This window comes from Acinetobacter sp. ANC 4218, assembly GCF_002135245.1.
In the GTDB taxonomy this organism is placed as follows: Bacteria; Pseudomonadota; Gammaproteobacteria; order Pseudomonadales; family Moraxellaceae; genus Acinetobacter.
Window position 1 is genome coordinate 14,577 of sequence record NZ_NEGD01000023.1, and the last position, 17,498, is coordinate 32,074.

14 protein-coding genes and 1 rRNA gene are annotated in these 17,498 nt (G+C 39.5%); 1 reads left to right on the forward strand and 14 read right to left on the reverse strand.

Features of this window, described 5'->3' with window-relative positions; translation table 11 throughout:
• Nucleotides 1-18 precede the first annotated feature (18 nt).
• The 6 genes from filF to filA form a co-directional block, all read right to left on the reverse strand.
• A complete protein-coding gene (gene filF / locus B9T38_RS15935; protein WP_086197696.1) occupies nucleotides 19-1,977 on the reverse strand; it encodes a putative pilus system protein FilF in 1,959 nt (652 codons plus the stop codon).
• A 21-nt stretch (nucleotides 1,978-1,998) separates the two neighbouring features.
• A complete protein-coding gene (filE, locus tag B9T38_RS15940; protein WP_251992260.1) occupies nucleotides 1,999-3,168 on the reverse strand; it encodes a putative pilus assembly protein FilE in 1,170 nt (389 codons plus the stop codon).
• A 32-nt stretch (nucleotides 3,169-3,200) separates the two neighbouring features.
• Entirely contained in the window at nucleotides 3,201-4,865 is a 1,665-nt protein-coding gene (gene filD / locus B9T38_RS15945; protein ID WP_086197698.1) for a putative pilus system OmpP1/FadL family transporter FilD, read from the reverse strand.
• A gap of 12 nt (nucleotides 4,866-4,877) precedes the next feature.
• Nucleotides 4,878-6,113: a putative pilus system protein FilC gene (gene filC / locus B9T38_RS15950; RefSeq protein ID WP_086197699.1), complete on the reverse strand. Its 1,236-nt coding sequence runs from the start codon at nucleotides 6,111-6,113 to the stop codon at nucleotides 4,878-4,880.
• 47 nt (nucleotides 6,114-6,160) lie between these two features.
• Complete coding sequence (gene filB, locus B9T38_RS15955; protein WP_086197700.1) at nucleotides 6,161-7,000, reverse strand: putative pilus system C39 family peptidase FilB; 840 nt, start codon at nucleotides 6,998-7,000, stop codon at nucleotides 6,161-6,163.
• 197 nt (nucleotides 7,001-7,197) lie between these two features.
• Nucleotides 7,198-8,166 (reverse strand): putative pilus system protein FilA, encoded by a 969-nt coding sequence (gene filA, locus B9T38_RS15960; protein ID WP_086197701.1) that lies wholly within the window; start codon nucleotides 8,164-8,166, stop codon nucleotides 7,198-7,200.
• Nucleotides 8,167-8,422: 256 nt separating this feature from the next.
• Between filA and pabB the strand changes: the two genes are divergently transcribed.
• Nucleotides 8,423-9,793, forward strand: a complete 1,371-nt coding sequence (gene pabB / locus B9T38_RS15965; protein WP_086197702.1) for an aminodeoxychorismate synthase component I — start codon at nucleotides 8,423-8,425, stop codon at nucleotides 9,791-9,793.
• Between the two features lie 77 nt (nucleotides 9,794-9,870).
• Here pabB and hisC read toward each other — a convergent pair whose 3' ends face one another.
• The 8 genes from hisC to rrf all read right to left on the reverse strand — a co-directional run bounded on the left by hisC (nucleotide 9,871) and on the right by rrf (nucleotide 17,434).
• Complete coding sequence (gene hisC / locus B9T38_RS15970) at nucleotides 9,871-10,962, reverse strand: histidinol-phosphate transaminase (protein ID WP_086197703.1); 1,092 nt, start codon at nucleotides 10,960-10,962, stop codon at nucleotides 9,871-9,873.
• A gap of 217 nt (nucleotides 10,963-11,179) precedes the next feature.
• Complete coding sequence (hisD, locus tag B9T38_RS15975; protein WP_171263261.1) at nucleotides 11,180-12,481, reverse strand: histidinol dehydrogenase; 1,302 nt, start codon at nucleotides 12,479-12,481, stop codon at nucleotides 11,180-11,182.
• 197 nt (nucleotides 12,482-12,678) lie between these two features.
• Nucleotides 12,679-13,374 carry an ATP phosphoribosyltransferase gene (gene hisG, locus B9T38_RS15980; protein WP_086197705.1) on the reverse strand — a complete coding sequence of 232 codons (696 nt, stop codon included), beginning with the start codon at nucleotides 13,372-13,374 and terminating at the stop codon, nucleotides 12,679-12,681.
• Complete coding sequence (murA, locus tag B9T38_RS15985; protein WP_086197706.1) at nucleotides 13,374-14,630, reverse strand: UDP-N-acetylglucosamine 1-carboxyvinyltransferase; 1,257 nt, start codon at nucleotides 14,628-14,630, stop codon at nucleotides 13,374-13,376. The genes hisG and murA overlap by 1 nt, the downstream gene beginning before the upstream one ends.
• Before the next feature lie 6 nt (nucleotides 14,631-14,636).
• Entirely contained in the window at nucleotides 14,637-14,888 is a 252-nt protein-coding gene (gene ibaG, locus B9T38_RS15990) for a BolA family iron metabolism protein IbaG (protein ID WP_004650949.1), read from the reverse strand.
• Nucleotides 14,889-15,025: 137 nt separating this feature from the next.
• Nucleotides 15,026-15,358, reverse strand: a complete 333-nt coding sequence (gene hpf, locus B9T38_RS15995) for a ribosome hibernation-promoting factor, HPF/YfiA family (RefSeq protein WP_086197707.1) — start codon at nucleotides 15,356-15,358, stop codon at nucleotides 15,026-15,028.
• A 173-nt stretch (nucleotides 15,359-15,531) separates the two neighbouring features.
• On the reverse strand, nucleotides 15,532-16,986 hold the full coding sequence (locus tag B9T38_RS16000) for an RNA polymerase factor sigma-54 (RefSeq protein WP_086197708.1): 1,455 nt from the start codon (nucleotides 16,984-16,986) through the stop codon (nucleotides 15,532-15,534).
• Between the two features lie 333 nt (nucleotides 16,987-17,319).
• Nucleotides 17,320-17,434: ribosomal RNA gene (rrf, locus tag B9T38_RS16005) — 5S ribosomal RNA — on the reverse strand.
• Nucleotides 17,435-17,498: the final 64 nt, after the last annotated feature.

Here is a 17,498-nt window from a genome sequence, read left to right on the forward strand (position 1 = left end):
ATGGGCCTTATTTTTTGCTTACTTCTTTTTGACTGTATAACACGGAGCCAAAGCAAAAGTTAAACTGCCTCCACTTAACTTCGCAAGATCTGCATCTTGAGAAGTGTGCGATGTATTATTGGTATTATAAACTTTCTGGAAACTTGATAATGAGTTTGCCCATTTTACCGTACCAACAGCAGAGTCTTTAAATGTAATATCAGCTGTACCCGAAGTAAGATTTAATAAGTTAGCTACATTAAGTAAAGCACCACCCACCACAATACTATCTCCAGATGTTGAAGTCTTGATATTGGTATTCATTCCCACTAAAGCACCGTCAATTTTTTTCAAGTTTGTATTTGCCAATACCATACGCAAGGAAATATTCTTATCATTGGTGAAAGCACGAGAAACTGTACCAATCCGGTATTGTTGAACTCCATACTGGTCTATATAAGTGGATGAATTAAAGCCTGTGGTATCACAAGCACTTTTTCCTAAAACCAACTCCTGATCCAAAGCAGTACTCATATCATCTTCAGTATAACTAGGCTTCATATTGGTTCGAATGTTGCCTTTTTCATCAATCACTATTCCCAATACAACATCTTTCACACTGGTATCGGTAAATTTAAAGGTCAAATTTGCGTACATCGGGAATATATAAGCTTCGCCAGATTTCACATTATTAATGGATTTGAAAACCCTTTTATCTAGATAAGTGATAGGAAAGGTTTTATATAAATCGAGTGTACCATTAAAATTTTCGCTACCAATGGTCTGCCTCCATAGACCAAAATCCAGCTTATCAGCTGCAGTGACTTCTGTTTTCCTAGTAAGCAACTTATAGAATGCTTCTTTGCCGGCAATCATATAATCATTATATAAAGTTCCCTGATAAATACTTAAAGGTGTGGTGACTTGATCGACCTGAAAATCAAAATTTTGATCAATTTTCTTGGTTACCGGATTAATCCAATGCTCTTGTGCATTTGCAGTCATTCGAATCGGTCGGGTGGTGGTCAGCAATTTGGTATTTAATCCACCTAATGTCGAAGTGCCACTGATGCCTGGACCACGCCATTGTATGCCACTACCAAAAGTATAACCGTCACGATCGGTAATCAACATGAAATGTCCTAACAGATGCTGCGTTGAGCTGTCCTGAGGATTACACGTATCTTTATTACAACCAACTAAACCATCTGAACCACTTAAACTACTAATCACTCCAGAGGTTGAAAATAATGAAAATTCCGGTTGATATACCCCGGCATTCGCAATATTCATCAACATACTGACAGTAGAAAATGCCTGCTCATTGGTTATATTTGAAATATTAATCCAAGGTTGGATCAATAATTCAAAATCGGAATCTGTGGTATTTGCAAAGGTTTCTTGAGGAATTGACTGACTGATTCTCTCCAAATCTACACGCATTTGATCCGTAATATATAAGGCTTGAATATCGGCTGGATCAGCAATCCCCCCATTTTGTAGCGCAAGTGCCTGTAATATTTTTGCCAACCGCATAGCGACCTTCACTGTGCTATCACTGGCATCCAGAGACTTAGCTGATGTACCGGAAATTCCGGAGGCAATGTCCAAAATAGTCAAACGAGGCAATTGTGAAGTACTTACCTTGGCAATTTTATTTAGGTCTAGCGTTCCCAAATTAATTTGCTTATCTTTTTCCCCCTTCAGGAAGAAAGTAATTTTGTCACCGACTTTACATGCCCCAGTTGCTGCCCCATCTTTCAAATCTAAAGTGGTTACAAAGCTATTTTTAGTATCACTACTACAAGTAAAATTTAATCCATTTAATGGATAATCCAAGGCAAATCCAAGACATCCACTAGCACCTATCGTACACGTTCCATTCGTTGTACTACCTTCATAAACTTCAGGAATAACATTGGCACTTTCACCACCACACCCCGTTAAAGCTGCCATCAATGTGGTGAGGGCAAAAGGGAGTAAATATTTATTTTTCATCCGAGTTCTCTTCTTATATCCTTAGCGAATTGCTATTAATTTTAATTGACCCTGATTGGTGAGTGCTTTGTTTTCTAGATCTATCGCACTGGCTAAAGGAGTCAACAACATATATCGGCTTTGAGAAGGAATATGAATGATTCCTTCAATTTTTTCATGGCTAGTAAATGACTCGGCAGTTTCATGATTTTTAAAGCCTCCTGCTCCCTCAAGTACACATCCATTGGTATCTAGAAAAACCACAAATGGCCAATAAAAGGTCGGATTCTGTTGTCGCGAAGCATACGAGTTAATCTGCACATTCTGAATTGCATTGGAAATCTTCACAATTTCAAAATCAAAATGCTCTTTTAATGGTGCACGTGGCCAGACATTGACTTCCTTATCCAGACTGACTGTTTTCGCATTTTTAATTTTTTTGTACTGAATACATTGTTGACCTAAACTATTCACGGCATCAGCCTGGGAAACCCGGTAATAAGTCGATGACAAGATAATAGGACCACTATCCTGTTTTTGATTCTTTTTAAAAAATGATTGCAGTAGGGATTTACTCAGCCCTTTTTCACGCTCGACCATTTGTAAGCGTGTCGCTCCATGTTTGGTATCAATGATGCCTTCAGGCATAGCATAAAAACGTTTTTTCCCTTCCAGATTAAATTCCTTGTCTTCCAGGTATTCATTTTTTATATATTGCGTACCATCAACCGTGACATAGTTTTCTGCATCTTTAGCTTCTTTCAGTTCTTTAGGCGTACTGGTAGCGAGAGGTACGATTTCTTCCACCTTTTTAGGCAGGGGTTGAGGCTGCGCTAAAACTTTTTGCTTTTTCTCAGTTTCAGGTTTTACATAGGTCGCTTGCGTTATTTTAGCGGTATTCACTTGGGTAGAAGCTTTTTTTGTAGGGCTTTGGACTGCTACTTTATTTTTCACCGGTAATTGCGATAATGGTGTAGTTTGAGTTGCAATAACCTTGATGTCTGGCTGATTATTGGCGGAATGAGTGACCGAGTGAGTTTCTTGAACTCTCACCTCTACTGAGGAAGATTTACTTCCTTCAGTTTCTTTATTTTTGGGCGCAGATTTTTGTTGCACGACCATAAGCCTACCATCTGGCCCAATAATGGTGTAAAACTCTCCCGCATGAGAAAAAGATACCTGCACCACACATAGCGTAAGTATCGATTTCACACATAAATTCCCTTTCATTATTTTCAATTTCTCTACCATCGTGTTCTATAGTTCAAGCCTAAAATTGTGACTTTGGTATTCGTTTTAACATTTAAACCTGCATATGGATTTAGTAGAATATTATTCACACCCGTTTGGTTTGCTAAACTACTGGTATTTGCTGGAATGTTATCTTTACTGCGTAAGAAACCAATCGATAAATCCAGATCGGTATCTGCATCGAAACGATAACCTACCCCCAAGCCAAACAATTGTGCATTGTTAATCGGCACCATTGTATTTCGCTTATTATCAGGAATTGCACTAGTACGCGGTTCATATCCGGCACGTAATTTCAGACGATCTGTTGCAGAATATTCCAGACCTATCCCATAATTCCAAGGTGAAGTAAATTCCAGTGGAAGTGCCAGAGAAGAATCACCAATATTTTCAGAAAGTAATTTGGCAATTTTTAATGCTGAAATTTGTCGGTCAAATTCAAATTTAAACTTGTCCCACGCTTTATAATCTGTCCAGCCCACATCAAAATTGACTTGTAAATCAGGTAAAAGCTTATATTTTATTCCTGCTTGAAAATGGGCTGGATATTCAAAATCCATTGAAACCAGACCTGACTCACTTGCAGGAATATTATTAGGAAACCCCAAAATTGCCGCAAGAATTTGACCTGTAGGAGATGACATTAAACCATTGATCAGCTCACGTGGTGCCTTTGCGTTATCAATGTGATATTTACCTTTCAAACGCATTTTTGCCGCACTTTGATATACCATACCAAAGCTAAAATCCTCAGTCGGTTCCCACAATACGCCCAGGTTATAACTTGGGCTAAGTGATTGTTCCAGAGCAAGCTGCATTTGCCCGAACCTGCCAAATGGGTTCATACCTTCTTGGGCATTACATATACCTAACAACAGAATGTCAGTAATAATGTCCGAGTTTTCTTTAAAAGGTGTACAAACGACTTCATCAATCATTCGTAACATACCAATTAATTCATTGGGAAAACGCAAATCCGTTTTTAAACCAATGGCTTGATATGACATACCTATAGAAGCACCCACGGATAACTCATCATTCACTTGATAGGCAATAGATGGAGATAAATAGGTAATCCTTTCTAGAGCAACCTGTTGCCCCATGTAATTCGCAGGATTACCATTTTCCGCACCAAAACCGGCAACCAAAGGTGCATACATTGCAGTTGCAAAAGTTGTTTTTGAACCTGGTGGATTGTAAGCAATGCCTGCTGTAGGTGCAGCCATGGGTAGACCTTCACCAAGATCCACCATTTTTTTTAATACTGGGACGTATAGACTGACGTATTCAACATCCCCATTCACTGTGCCTTTAAAGTCTGTACATAAATCGGAAGAAATCTCTGGCCCGTCATTACACACCATCGGGTCATCTGAATAGCCAAATACGTTATAACCAGCAGGAACAGAAAATTCCCGTTGAATATCAAAATTAGCAAGAATCCCCTGCACATCGGTTTGCAAACCTTCAATTTTGGTCAAGGCTGCAGGGTTAAAATGAATTGCACTAATACCAGGAGGATCTGCAGTAACCGCATTTCCCATACTCAATGATCTGACATCAACAGATAAGTTAGTACCTAATTGAGCGAAAGTTGCACTTGAACAGCCCGAAACGATAATTGCTGCAGCTAACGGGCGAAGTCGAATCTTATACATACGACTACCCTCTTAGCGTAGTTTCTTACCGAAACCTAAAATATCCAGTGGGAATGACAAACCTAAAGATACATCTGGCGCATCTTCTGTCAGGCCTATACCCACAGTCCCATTGACAATAGTTTCAGGTGAAACACGAACACCCAATGAAATTGCTAAAGTGGAGCTGGTCTGGTCAGCTGGTGAATAACTCTCACCCGAAGTATAAGTAAATTCTGAACCGGTATTAAAACTTTGCTGATATGACATCGTCATAGACACATCATAGTTAAATGAATAGGCAAAACCTAAAGCAAAACCTCCACTGATCCCAGGTTGAAACTCATCCAGTACTCGTAAACCACGACGTTGATTTAAACCCGTTTCTTTAAAGCCATAATTGGCAGATACGGAAGCAAACAATACCACTGGATCGATATATTTACGCGTACTTGCACCAATCCCAGCAGAGTAATAACCTTTACCAGTTGCTAGATCATTAGTCGCATTAATTTCATAAGGACTATCACCAGTTTTAGTAGAAATATTACCGAATAAGATCAGGGGTAGTCTGCCAGCTTTTAGAGGGAAAGGCTCCCAACGCGTACCAAAAGAAATATCACCTAGACCTGCTGTAGAAGTATCTTTTAATAAATCTGTTTTAGCGACTAAAGGTACTGAAGCCGTAAAGGTTAAATTATCTAGAATGCCATACTGCGCAGTAAATGTATTGGTAACAGAGTGAGTCGCATTTTCTTGAACACGGAGTTGATACAGTTGTCCACTCGCCATTTCAGCATCAATCTGTGTATCACGATAATAGGTATAATCAATATCGTAATAAGATGAAATCTCACCTTTTTTAATTAAAGAATATTGTCTTTCATTTGAGGTAAAGACTTCTTGTAAGTTAGCTTCTTTACTTGCATCCCCTTCTTGCTGCTGTAAAGCAGAAGAAGCTTGCTCATTTGCATTAACAGGTTGTGGCTGTGCCGCTGGAGCACTATCGGCAGATGAGGTTGCTGCTGGCTCGTCAACCTGTTCATCAACCACTTCATATTCACCGAGTGCTGATTCTTCCACTTGAACATTTGCGGTTACTTCAGGTTGTACATTTGCAGACTGTGATGCTGTAGATTGAACTTCTGTTTCCTGCTGATCTACAACCTCGTATTCTCCGAGTGCCGGTTCTTCAGCTGCATATACCACCCCTATTGCCATTTGAACACTCAAAGCCAATAAAGTTTTGTTCATCCATTTACGATTCATATTCCATCCCACCATTTTTATTTTTTTAATCTACTTACTTTTATACTTTATTTACTTTTGTAATAAAGACGTAAAAAATTATATGTCGATTCCCCAAATTTTTCCGAGTCTTCATTTAAATTCTTGTCTAAACGAATCGTTGATGCCTTATCGGCAATTTTATCCATATAGAACTGCGGATATTGCATGTTAACGAAAGCATAGCGATTAACGGTTGCATCTTCGACATGTCGTAAGTCTGTATCCTGAAGTGCTAATAAACTTTTTCTCTTTTCAGGTGCGACATTAATTAAAAATAGGGTGTTGTTTTCCCAGATATCTTTGAAACGTGTTTCATCGAAACTAATATTACCCACTGCAGGATCAGCTACATAAACACGGCCATTCTTGTATGCTTTAAACACCACAAAATGTTTAAATCCTGCATAAGAAATTGGCACAATGGCTGGTTGTCCCTGTTTCACTAAATCGGAAAATTCGCCTTTATATCCCCCGCTTTCGAAACCGATTGCTCCGACAAAGCGTTTCATATCAAGTAAGGAAAAACTACGTCGCTCAACGATTTTCTCGGTCTCACCAAATTTAAGCAAACCATTCATAACTTGTTGTTCTGTCATAGTTACACCAACATCAACATAACCATTTAACAAGGTCGTTAATGCTGCTGATCCACAGCTATAGTCATAAGCTTGACGTACAATACCCCTAAATTGATCTTCTACAGCAGGTTTAATGAGGACTGCTTCTCTATGCATTCGAGTGAATGAATCTTGGCGAGAGTCTAAGGTTTCAGTGTAATACACAGCTTCCGCTGGCTTTTTTTTAATTTCAAAGGCTTCTTTGGCAGCGTAATACATCAATGCCGAGCCTAACGCGATCTCTAACATATCTTCTGACTTTTCTAGTTATCGGCATGACGTGCCTTTGCTCATTATTTTTCTAGAGTTATTACTCTACATCCATGTAAAAAGGAAGATAACCTTTTTTATAAAAAAAAACAGCTTTTTTTTAGTTTATTTGAAAAATTTAACATTATTTTTGTAAAAAAAAGCGCGTGTAAACACGCGCTTTTTGACACGGAAACTTAGTGACCGCGAATTGTAATGATCGCGCCTGGTACATATTGACCTTGCGCTGGGCTGAAGTAAGTTTGCATACCTTGAACTTCTACATCACCGATAGAAGCAGCAGTCTTGCTACCCAAATGAATGGCTTTAACGTAATTATCGTGCGCGCCACTTGTGCTCACAATACGTACATAACCTTTATTAGCACCTTCTTCACCAAACACACTGATAGATTGATTAAGTGTTAAATTTGTAGAGTTTGCATCTGCAACCTTGATGCTCTCAACAAAAATTTCACCGGCTGCACGCGTTGCAGTTTTGGTTGAGTTATCCAAGATACCCAAATTTGTGATCTCTAAACCACCAACCATAGTTGTATTCAACTTAATCATTGCGCCTTGCGGTGCAGCACCTAATTGGATGTTTGCAGCCATTTGACCAGTTTTTACAGAAAGACCTGATAGAATCGCGTTTTCAGTGCCGGTACCACCACGGCGGATATTTGCTGCACCAGCAGCTGGAGCAGCAGCCGATCCAACTACACCAATCTCGCCGATGTTAATATCTAGGCCTGATACTTGTGCAGCGATGTTGATGAATGGATTGCCGCCACCTGCATCTGAGTCAATTGTTAAGTCTGCCAAGTTACGGCTAGCAAGTAAATAAGCACCGCTATTATCGTAGTTTGCACCAATTACAATACCATTAGTTGCAGTAGCACCAGTCCCATTTCCTTTAATATAAATTGCACCAGCTGCACCAGTACCACCAAAACCAGGTTGACCTGCTGTTCCAGCTGCAGCTAAACCATCGTTATCGTGAATGAATAATTTTTCGATTTCGATTTTTGAAATACCGATCCCAATGCTTAAACCATCTTGACCAGTAGTAGCACCCAATGAAGTATCATCCATTGCTTGCATTGCCATCGCATTTGCGCTGATTGCTAATGAAGAAACTAAAGCAAGTTTAGTAAATTTTTTCATTTCGTACTCTCCCAAGAGTATTATTTTTTTGATTGTTAACTACTCGATTTCACTAATTGTTTTTTATTTTTTGACAATAGTGAGGCTTTCCTTGAGCAGCTGGTTTGCCCTAGCTAAGTTATCTCTGTGTCATTTTTTGTTCAACTGCTGTTGGTCGCAATCTGCATGTTACCGATAAACGGTATTTACAGTTTTTATGCATCAACAATGTTATAGAATAGACCATCTATGTATCGAATTTATTAAGTCACGTCGTATGAATGAGCCTGTTTTTTTTCAAAAATTGCTAACCAAGCAACAGCTTAATCCTACTGAAATTCTTTTATGCTTATCGCATCTTAACCATGTGGTTTACTTAAAAAATGTAAAGCAACCTGTCATTGCAATTTTGGCTTCTGAATATATGCTGATGCAAAATAACAAAATTCAGAAATTTACCAGAACATCGTTAAACAAATATCAACAAAAAAATGAACCAATTGATTTCAATCAATTTTTTAAGCAGGATTTGCAAAATCACACCTCCGATTTCAATGGTGGTTTAATCGGTTTTATCAGTTATGATGAAGCTGCCCAACAACACGTCAATATTCAATCCAAGAACCAGCCCTCTTTATTTTTAGGCATTTATTGCAGCTATATTAAACTGACCGATCAAGGCTGGACCTTTTTTAGTCATGAACATGAGGCTGAAGCGATCTTTCAGGTACTTCAAAATGCCTTGCAAAACAAAAACAAGCCAAGTAAAGAAAATCAAAATTTCACCCTCACTCGACCTTGTACCGCACGCTGGACTAAAAAACAGTATGTGAATGCCTTTAATCAGATTCAAGATTACATTCGGGCAGGTGACTGTTATCAAATTAATTTAACTCAAGAATTTACAACCAAAGCACAAGGTTTGTTGTTAGATACAGCAGAAGCGTTTTGGCAATTGACTGATGCACCTTATTCAGGTTATCTCAAAATCAATGATTTTGAATTATTAAGCTGCTCTCCCGAACTGTTTATCAAGTTTGAAGCAAATCGGAAAATCACCACAAAACCGATTAAAGGCACTATGCCCAGATATTCAGATGTTGCGCAAGATGAGCAATCCAAGCAAAGCTTAATTCACTCTAAAAAAGACCAAGCCGAAAATGTAATGATTGTTGATTTACTGCGTAATGATTTGAGCGTATACGCTGAAACAGGCTCTGTTAAAACACCAAAACTTTTTGAAATTGAGTCATTTAATCAAGTTCATCATATGGTGAGTGAAGTCACTGCTAGATTAAGGCAAGATATCAATCCTTTTCACGTTCTGATGTCAGCTCTTCCGGGCGGTTCAATCACAGGCGCTCCCAAAATTCGTGCCATGCAAATTATAGAGGAACTTGAAGGTGCTCCACGTGGTGCCTACTGTGGTTCGATGGGGTATTTTAATTTTGATGGTACAGGTTCATGGAATATTTTGATTCGCTCAATTCAAAAATATCAGAATGATATTTCTGTTTGGGCTGGCGGAGGGATCACCATTGCATCAGATTGCGATGCCGAATATCAGGAATGTTTTGATAAAGTGTCTGCCATGCTGGATTTGCTTAATACCTGGTATAAGCCAAATCAACAAAAAAGCGATTCCTGAGAATCGCTTTTTTGACTTCAAATCCCTCCTCCCTTTATAAAAGGTGAGGAGCACTGCTCCGCAAGGGAGGTGTTTAATTAAGCTAAAATATCATTTCTCAAGGTATCGACTAAACGCTGGTTTTGCTCGTCGGTACCAATGGTAATACGCAGGAACTGGTTGATACGGGGCTTATTAAAATAACGTACGATAATGCCACGTTCGCGCAATTCAGCAGCAAGCTCAGCTGCATCTCTACTCGCTAATGACGCAAAAATAAAGTTTGCACTCGATGGCAAAACTTTAAAGCCAAGCTCAGCCAATTGGGCAACCAACTTTTCACGGCTTGCAATCACTTTCTCATTTTGCGCTTCGAAGTATTCTTGATCTTCAAAAGATGCTACAGCTGCTGCAATCGCAAAACGATCGATCGGATAAGAGTTAAAACTGTTCTTCACCGCTTCAAGGGCAGCGATGAGATGTGGCTGTGCAATGGCAAAACCGACACGTAATCCCGCCAGTGAACGAGACTTAGATGTAGTTTGGCAAACCACCAAGTTATCGTATTTCTCAACCAGTTTTACCGCCGATTCAGCACCGAAATCCACATAAGCTTCATCAATGACGACCACTGAATCTGGATTGGCCTGAAGCACATCTTCAATGGCTGACAAACCCAGTGCGATACTGGTCGGCGCATTCGGATTGGTAATAATAATCCCGCCATTGGCTTGTTTATAATCATCCACCACAATTTCAAAATCATCATTCAATGGCAAAACTTTGGTTTTTACCCCAAAGAACTGACTGTAAACCGGATAAAAACTATAGGTAATGTCCGGATAAAGCACTGGCAACTCTTGGACAAAAAATGCTTTAAAAATATGTGCCAAGACTTCATCAGAACCATTGCCCACAAAGACATTTTCAACAGCAACTTTTTGTTGTTTAGCAATCGCCTGTTTTAGCTCGGAAGCATCTGGATCAGGATATAAACGTAATACATCTGCTGAATTGGCCAATACCGCTTGAACCGCTTCGACCACTTTTGGTGATGGCGGATAGGGATTTTCATTGGTATTGAGTTTTAATAAGTTTTGGATTTTGGGTTGTTCACCGGGTACGTAAGGTTCGAGTTCACGTACTTCAGGACTCCAAAAACGCATTTTTTCAGTGGTCATGGTCGACATTTTATTTTCTCTTATTTCCCTCTCCTAACCTCTCTTGCGCTTTGCTTTAAAGCAATCTTTAAAGCTCACTCAGGGAGCGGAATCTACACCTCATGAAGATAGAATCAAACGTCAAAGTCATTCTCATCATATGAGTTCCCCTCTCCTTTCAGGAGAGGGTTAGGGAGAGGTTTATAATTTTAGAAAACCAGATTTTTTCTATCTAGCCTATGATTCATTACTGATAACGATAACGTGCTGCACGTGCATGGGCATCCAGGTTTTCCTGTTGCGCCAAGATATCGGCTGTTTTCGCTAAAGTTTTCACGCCTTCTTGCGAACACATGATCAGGCTGGAACGCTTCTGGAAATCATACACCCCGAGTGGTGATGAAAAACGCGCTGTGCCCGATGTTGGTAATACGTGGTTAGGACCGGCACAGTAATCACCAATCGCTTCAGGCGTATAACGTCCCATGAAGATGGCACCGGCATGGCGAATATTTTCCGACATTTTCTCAGCTTCATCCAGGCAAAGCTCTAAATGTTCTGGCGCGACCTGATTGATGAGGTCAATCGCTTCCTGACGATCTTTCACCAAAACCAATGCCCCACGGTTAGCAATTGAAGTACGAGCAATTTCAGCTTTTGGCAAAGCCGCCAAATGTTCTTCAATCGCCTGTTCAACGTCGTTTAAAAGCTGCTCATCTGGGGTGATAAAAATCGCTTGTGCAACTGTATCATGCTCAGCTTGTGACAATAAATCCATTGCCAGCCATTTCGCGTTATTCTGACCTTCTGCATATACCAAAATTTCGGATGGTCCTGCAATCATGTCAATACCGACTTGACCAAATACCGCACGTTTAGCTGCTGCTACGAAACGGTTACCAGGACCAGTAATTTTATCGACAGAAGGAATGGTTTCCGTACCATAAGCTAATGCGGCAACTGCTTGCGCACCCCCAATGGTAAATACACGGTGCACACCAGCCAAATATGCCGAGGCCAATACCAATGGATTTAACTCGCCATTCGGCGCTGGAACCACCATGATAATTTCAGGCACGCCTGCAACATGCGCAGGCACGGCATTCATCAAGACTGAAGACGGATACGATGCCAAACCACCCGGTACATAAATACCGACACGATCCAGCGGGGTAATTTTTTGCCCTAAGGTATTTCCCAAAGCATCAACATAGGTCCAACCATCCTGCTTTTGTGCTTGATGGAATTCACGAATACGGTTTGCAGCCAATTCTAATGCTTCACGAACTTCTGTAGTTAAACCTTCAAAAGCCGTTTTAAGTTGTTCTTGAGTGAGTTCTAGATCAGAAAATTGATGCGCTGGATGTCGATCGAACTGTTGAGTGAGTTTAAGAACATGAGCATCCCCATGCAGACGTACGTCAGCAATGATTTGGTCTACGGTTTTTAAAAGTTCAGGATCACTAACTGTCTCAAAAGCCAACAAGTCCGCAAAGGCCTGTTTAAAGCTTTGATCTTGAGTCGATAAACGTCGCATCAATTTACCCACAAGGTTTAATAGGAAAACTTTAGTTTACCTTGTTTCCCAGACTTTGTGGGTATCTATCACGCATCTATTCACATAGTTTTATAGGAAATTACTTTGTGAATCATCGAATAAATCCGGGGCTTAACCCATTATGATAAAAATGGGCATAAAAAAACCGCCACAGGATGACGGTTTTTCAAATGAGCATGCAGCGCTGCTTATTTTTTGCTTTCGCGTTCTTCCACTGCTTTTTCAAGCTGTGCCAAAATCGGATTAAGCAGTGCTTGTTTACGTTTAAAGCTGGCTTTATTTACAATCAAACGTGAAGATACTTTGCAGATTTCTTCCAAAGGCTCTAAACCATTGGCACGTAGCGTATTACCCGTATCTACGACATCAACAATATAATCACCTAAACCAACCAGTGGCGCAAGTTCCATCGAACCGTAAAGCTTGATGACATCAACTTGCTCGCCCAGGCTGGCATAGTATTGACGTGTAAGATTCACATATTTAGTGGCAATTTTTAAACGGCCTTTCGGACGAACCATACCGACTTTACCCGCTGTCATGAGTTTGCAGTTGGCAATTTTCAGGTCTAATGGTTCATATACATTTTGTGCGCCATGTTCCATCAGCACATCTTTACCTGCAACACCCAAATCCGCTGCACCATTTTCCACATAAGTCGGTACATCAGAGGCACGTAAAATTAAAATACGTACTTGTTTATGTGTGGTTGGGAAAATTAATTTACGGGATTTATCCGGATCTTCCAGTAAATTAATTCCTGCTGTTTCTAGCAGAGGTAAAGTTTCTTTTAAAATACGTCCCTTACTTAATGCTAAAGTTAAACCATGATCAAAATTACCCATAACGTCAAAGTTTGGATCATCGTTTCTCATATCGCTCATTAACTTACTCGCTTAATTTGGGCACCTAAACCTTGTAACTTCGCTTCAACATCTTCATAACCGCGGTCAATATGATAAATACGGTCAATCAGGGTTTCACCTTCGGCAGCCAATGCAGCCAGAACCAAAGAGAAAGAAGCACGTAAATCTGTCGCCATTACAGGAGCAGCTGAAAGTTTTTCCACACCTGTAACCACTGCATCGTTACCTTCAACCTGAATATTTGCGCCCATACGTGCCAATTCAGGTACATGCATAAAACGGTTTTCAAAAATCGTTTCAGAAATTGTAGCAAAGCCACGAGCAATCGCGTTGACAGCCATAAGCTGAGCTTGCATATCAGTTGGGAATTCTGGATGTGGCAGGGTCTGGAAACTAACAGCTTTTGGACGTTTACCCATCATATCGAGTTCAATCCAGTCATCACCACGGGTCACTTCCGCACCCATTTCTTCAAACTTATCCAAAACGGCTTCAAGTAATGCCGGATCGGTATGGGTCGTTTTTACTTTACCACCAGTAATTGCCGCGGCAGCCAAATATGAACCTGTTTCAATACGGTCGGCAACTACAGCATATTCACAGCCATGTAAATGCTCAACACCGGTAACCACTAAAGTATCAGTATCCAAACCTTCAATTTTCGCACCCATTTTAATCAGCATTTTTGCCAGATCGGTGATTTCAGGTTCACGGGCTGCATTACGGATAGTCGTGACACCATCGGCCAATACGGCTGCCATCAGAATATTTTCAGTACCGCCCACAGTCACCATATCAAAGACCACTTCGCCACCTTTAAGACGACCATCGACTTTGGCATTGACATAACCGGCTTCAACTTCAATTTCAGCACCCAAAGCTTCTAATGCTTTAAGGTGTTGATCGACTGGGCGTGAACCAATGGCACATCCACCAGGAAGAGATACTTTTGCACTACCATAGCGCGCCAATAACGGACCAAGCACCAAAATAGAAGCACGCATGGTTTTGACCAGTTCATATGGGGCAAACTGATTATCTAATGTAGACGTATCTGCTTTAACGGTATCGCCTTCATAAGAAATTTGAACACCCAAACCAGCAATCAGTTTTACCAACGTGTTCACATCCTTAAGATTTGGAACATTGGTTAATGTGGTGGGAGTTTCAGGGAGAATCATTGCAGCAAGTAATGGAAGTGCTGCATTTTTTGCACCAGAAATACGCACTTCACCTTCGAGCTTAACACCGCCCTGAATTAAAAATTTATCCATCTAGTTCTAAGCTCCGAATAAGCTTGCTTTACGCCATTCTTCTTTGGTCATTGCACGAATAGTTACTGCATGTACTTCACCGCTGGCAATATATGAATTTAACGGAGCATAAACTGTCTGTTGGCGTGCCACCGGACGTTTGCCTTCAAATTGTTCATCTACAATGCGAAGATCAAATTTCCCGCCTTGCCCACTAACTGCAACTTCAGCCTCTGGAAAAGCAGCTTTTAAAATTTCAGTGAGCTGTTCACTATTCATCACAAAGACCTCTTATAGGACCAACGGTGTAAAAACCTGCCATTTTACTATAAATATGAAAAATAAATCATTAAGCTATAACATTTAATATATAAAAAAAGAGGTCATAAAAAACCTCTTTTTGTTCAGCAACTAAACTATGCCATTAAAGATGGGGATGCAACCTGCATTTTCCTATGCTTATGCAACTGTCTTTTAAGTTTTTCTGTTAATTTTTTTATTGATGTATACATATCATCAGCTGTTGCCTGTGCAAACAATTCTGCCCCCGGTACACGAATAATTGCTTCTGCAATATGATTTAAACTTCCTTTTCTTGATCGTTTATCTACTTGATGATCTTTGCTCAATTTCACCTGCATACTATTGACCTGATCTAAATGTTTGGTCATTTCAGCAAATTTTAAACGAATATTATCTTCAATTGCAGGGGTGATAGTTAAGTGATGACCACGAATTGTTATTTGCATAATTCTATCCCTCACCTTCTTTAGGATTAGTTAAAGTCATAGCCGAAATGATCTGCTGAAAGAACTCAGAATTCTGCAATTCACAATTTAAATCATTTCAACCACGCCTTTAAAAGAAAAAAAGATTCATTATGTTGTCATAATGAATCCCTAGAATAATCAGATTTTTAAAATTAGATCAAGACTTTTCGTTCAGAAGATGAAGGAATATGTAACGACTCTCGATATTTAGCGACAGTTCGACGTGCCACATCAATGCCATCTTGTTTTAACAAATTGGCAATAATATTGTCAGATAAAGGCTTGCGTGGATTTTCTTCGGAAATTAACTTTTTAATTTTTGCCCGAATCGCAATTGAAGATGCCTCCCCACCTGAAGTCGTTGCCACATGACTGGAAAAAAAATATTTCAGTTCAAACAGGCCGCGCGGAGTTAGCATGAATTTATTGGTCGTCACCCGAGAAACTGTAGATTCATGCAATTCCACCTCTTCCGCAATATCGCGCAATACTAAAGGTTTCATCCCTTCAGCACCTATTTCCAAAAATCTTTTTTGATGTTCCACGATACAGGTGGCCACTTTTAATAAGGTTTTATGACGCTCATCGACACTTTTAATAAAATTTTTGGCATCCAGCATTTGATTGCGTAAATATTGATTATCGTTACTTTGATCTGCACGTTTGATCATACTAGCATAAAAAGAGTTGATCCTTAATTTAGGCATAACATCCTGATTTAACTGCACTTGCCAATGATCATTCTTTTTCATGACCACCACATCGGGAATCTGATAATCAGAGTCCTTTTCTTCAAACTCCATTCCCGGATAAGCTTTTAAGGTCTTTAACAAGTCAACTGCACATTTCAATTGTTCAGGATTCAAACCCGTTTGTTTGATCAATTTTGGCAATTCATTCGAAATCAATAATTCATAATGATTTAGTAAAGTTATCGCTTCATGACGATAAGCTTGATGGGCAGGCAAGCTTTCCAATTGTACCAATAAACATTCTGCCAGATTACGTGATGCTACACCTGGAGGATCCAGATGTTGAATATGTTTTAAGACAACAAGGACTTCATCATCTTCCACTTCATCCTCATAATCCATAGTTTCCAATAAATGCTGCACAGATGCCGTGATTTCAGCAATTTCAGCATCTAAAAAACCTTTTTCATCTAAAGAATCAACAATACAATGCGCAATCAAGCGATCTACATCAGAAAAATGCAACAAATTGATTTGTTCAAGTATGTGTTCTTTTAGACCAAGATGTCCCTGACGGTTATCTTCACGCTCTTCATATTCAGGGGAACCAAGACTCGTCGGTTGATGGGTATAGACATCATCCCAATCAGTATCGACAGGTAAATCATCAGGAAGATGGTTTGCATTCAGCTCATTCGTTAAATCTTTATTATCGCGTTCCTGATCTTGTAAGGTGGATAAACTTTCAATCGAAGATTGCTCTTCAACCTTCTCTAGTAAGGGGTTACTATCAAGTTGAATCTGAATTTCTTGCTCTAATTCAAGACTAGAAAGTTGAAGCAAACGAATGGCTTGTTGTAACTGCGGTGTCAGTGACAAGGAGTTTGCAACTTTTAATCCAACCGATAACTTCATATTACCCTACTCTTTTTAACTGCTATTTATGAAAACACATCTTGTAAGCAATTTTTGTGCCGTTTTAATTTTTATATCATAGATACACATAAAAAATATACAAATTTAAAATTTTTTAATTATATTTTCGATAAAATACTCACGAAATATTAATAAATATTTTTATAAATTAATAACTTACTCAAAAGATAAAATCTAATTATCTAAATAGCAGAAAAATCAATTCCGTTAAAGAATCTAATTTCATTCATCATCAAATAATAATTTTAAGGTTTTAATAATCTAGGCAAAAAAAAAGCCCCTGCACTTGGCAGGGGCTTTTTAGGAATAATGAGCTGGCGATGACTTACTCTCACATGGGTAATCCCACACTACCATCAGCGCTAAGAGGTTTCACTTCTGAGTTCGGGAAGGGATCAGGTGGTTCACTCTTGCTATGGTCGCCAGCACAACTGTTTATGACTTTGCGTTTGGTCTTATTTAGATGCCAATGCTTGGTCAAATAGAATTCA